The sequence below is a fragment of the Methanobacterium aggregans genome (assembly GCF_017874455.1).
GTDB lineage: Archaea > Methanobacteriota > Methanobacteria > Methanobacteriales > Methanobacteriaceae > Methanobacterium_C > Methanobacterium_C aggregans.
Genome location: NZ_JAGGLN010000013.1, coordinates 1 through 3,412, shown reverse-complemented (window position 1 = coordinate 3,412; position 3,412 = coordinate 1). Strand labels below are relative to the sequence as shown.

The 3,412-nt window shown below is 41.0% G+C and carries 1 protein-coding gene and 1 pseudogene; both read left to right on the top strand.

Annotated elements, in window-relative coordinates; translation table 11 throughout:
• The first annotated feature begins 393 nt into the window (after positions 1-393).
• The gene (locus J2756_RS11665; protein ID WP_342593143.1) at positions 394-2,022 is read left to right on the top strand and encodes a PKD domain-containing protein; all 1,629 of its coding nucleotides are present in this window, start codon (positions 394-396) and stop codon (positions 2,020-2,022) included.
• 407 nt (positions 2,023-2,429) lie between these two features.
• Positions 2,430-3,412: pseudogene (locus tag J2756_RS11425) on the top strand (PKD domain-containing protein); the annotation flags it as partial.

Genomic DNA, 3,412 nt, shown 5'->3' with positions numbered 1-3,412 from the left:
ACAGTAAACGCAGCAACAACAACCAAAACAATACCAATGAAAACCACAGGAATGCCAATAACAGCCTTAGTATCAGCACTGCTCATGATAGGAAGCGGATTAGCAATAAACAGAAAAAAATAACCCCTTTTTTCTTTTTTTAACTCCCATAACTCATTTTTCGTTAATTCTACATAAAGTCGTATTCAAAATTTATCCTTCAGTGATCGAATACCTTTTGAAGTAGGGATGTGCAACGATTTTAAACTCAAACTACAAACCATCTTAACTTCTGTATCTTAACCTCAAGAATTCGATTCATACAATCGGATATATTTATATAATTGGTTAACCGATTTGAATTTAGATATGTAAATCTCAACATATCATATAAAAATAATCGGAGGTGAAAAAGTGAAAAAACACGCAATACCAATAGCAGTTCTGCTTGTTGTGGCATTAGCCCTTTGTGGAAGTGCATCTGCAACTGACCTGAACAACACAACCAACATTACACAGAACAACCACGTCTACATCAACGTTTCAAATGATAATGGAGTTAAGTACAACGTGGACTATGATTACTATTTAAGCAACCCAACATACAGCCAGGGCGGTAGCAATGGTAGTTACTACATCAAGGCTGAAGGTGGAGGACTTAACCAGCTTCACATCTGTTACAGTAACGATACAAGCGCTATGTATGGTCAAGTAATCGTGACCAACACCACCAGTGGTTCTCAATCTGGTGTGTTCTACATAAGCACCACGGGAGGTCGTGGGCTCAACGATAATATCATACTTCTGTTATCAGTGAAGGGACCTATATCTGATAATTTTAATTTGACCATATTCTCAAGTGGGTACACCTGGACAATTCCTTTCTTTGGTCAGTCACAGCCACCACTACCAACAAACCCTCAGTACGTTGTAGGGGCTGTGAATGAAACTTTCACAAAGTCTGACTTCCGTTACGGTCCTCAGACACAAAGGCCTGCTCCTTCAGGATGGCAGCCACTTTACTCTGGCCAGGATACCAGTGATCCTTCAACTGCTGAGTACTTGATGTTCATAGATCTCTACGTTGGAAACTTAAAGGCAGGCCTTACACAAGCACCAATAGACAACGGTGCTCTTAAGGTTGAATACACCATCAACAACCTGTACACAACAGCTTCATTCAACGCTTACGCATGGACTGGTGCATCATTCCAGGGTACTGGAATTAACTGGTGTAGCCCCATCATAAACAATATGAATCCATGTGTGGTTACAGTTAACTACAAACCTGTGACTCCTGTTGCTGATTTCTCTGCAGACACCACATCTGGTTCAGCACCTTTAACTGTGAAGTTCACAGATGCGAGTAGCAATTACCCAACCTCATGGCTCTGGGACTTCGGAGACGGCGTAACAAGCACAGAACAGAACCCAACACACACCTACACCAAACCAGGAAACTACACAGTAACACTCACAGCAAGCAACCTTGCAGGTAACAACACTGTGACAAAAACAAGTTACATCACAGTTCCAAAATCTGATGTCTATGTGAACATCACGCCATCAAATTCCAACCCACAAATCGGGGACACCGTAACCTACAAATTCAAACTAGGTAACAACGGACCAGGAATAGCCAAGAACGTAACATTCACATACACAATACCAGAAGGACTCGAATACGAAGGTGCAATTGTGGACCAGGGAACCGTAACCTACAACGCAACAACCAGAACAATAACCTGGAACCTAGGCGACGTAGCAGTCGGAGACCCCAACCTATGGCTACAACTCAAAGTACTAACCGCAGGCAACTACAACATACAACCAACAGTAACAGTAGCAGGCACAACCTTAGAAAGCAACATAAACTCACTAAAGGTAAACGCAGCCTCACCAACAACCACAGACCCAGAAACAGTAAACGCAGCAACAACAACCAAAACAATACCAATGAAAACCACAGGAATGCCAATAACAGCCTTAGTATCAGCACTACTACTCATAGGAAGTGGAATAACCATAAACAGGAAAAAATAACACCCCATTTTTTTCTTTTTTTATTTTGAAATGTCTGATTTTTGATTTATTAAACTAATTCAATGAAGAGCCATATCTTATGGAATCTGTAATGTATGGCAGTGAATACCAAGTCCAAAGGTAACTCTTTTTGAAGTTTTTCATTGTTTTAGGATTATTTTTAAAACTTGCATCATGTTAATTTGATCACATGGTAATTCCCTAGTGAAATTTTTATCTTTCATTCAAGGGTTGAATGGTTTAGATTCTGAGTATTATCTCTAAATTCTTATCAAAAGCTGAGATATTTTTTTATTATTTATTTAGGAAGGGTGTTAGAATCTTAAGGTTTATATAAATGGTTAGCATATTTGAATTTAGATATGTAATTCTCAACATATCATATAAAAATAATCGGAGGTGAAAAAGTGAAAAAACATGCAGTATCATTAGCAATTCTCTGTTTTATGGTATTGGCCCTGTGCGGAAGTGCATCTGCAGATAGTGTAAGTGGAACTACCATTTCCACCCAATCGGACATGAACACAACGGATCTTCCGTCCAACAGGCACATATTCATCAACGTGTCCAACGATGGCGGAGTGAAGTACAACAATGACAGTGCCTATTACGTCGGTCCTAACGGTACCTACTACATCAAAGCAGATGGAGGTGGATTGAACGAGCTTCACGTCAGTAACAGTAGTGCTACAACCTATTCTTATGGTCAGGTGACTGTTGTTAACTCCACGAGTGTGTCCCCATCAGGTGTGTTCTACCTCACCAACACTGGGGGCCGTGGATTCACCGATGACATCATACTTCTGTTATCAGTGAAGGGACCTATATCGGATGATTTCTCCGTGACCATCATTTCGAATGGTTACACATGGACACTTCCAGCTGTGGCTGGCCAATATCAGCCACCAACACCAACGGACTATCACTACATCACAGGTGTGAATGAGACTTTCACAAAGTCTGACTTCCAGTACGGACCACATGTCTACAAGCCAGGTCCAGGAACATCATGGACTTTACCTTTATACTACGGTCAGGACACCAGTGATCCTTCAACTGAAGAGTACCTGATGTTCATAGATCTCTACGTTGGAAACATTAAGTCAACTAGTGTGCCAGGTTTAATAGACAACGGTGCTGTGAAAGTGCAATACATATTCAATAACCTGAACACAACAGCATCCTTCAACATGTATGGATGGACACTTGCAGCAAACCAGGGTGAAGGAATCAGCTGGACAAACAAAGTTGCATTGGGAGACCCACAATCCAGTGGTTACACAGTTAATTACAAACCTGTGACTCCTGTTGCTGATTTCTCTGCAGACACTACATCTGGTTCAGCACCTTTAACCGTGAAGTTCACAGATACGAGTAGTAACTACCCAAC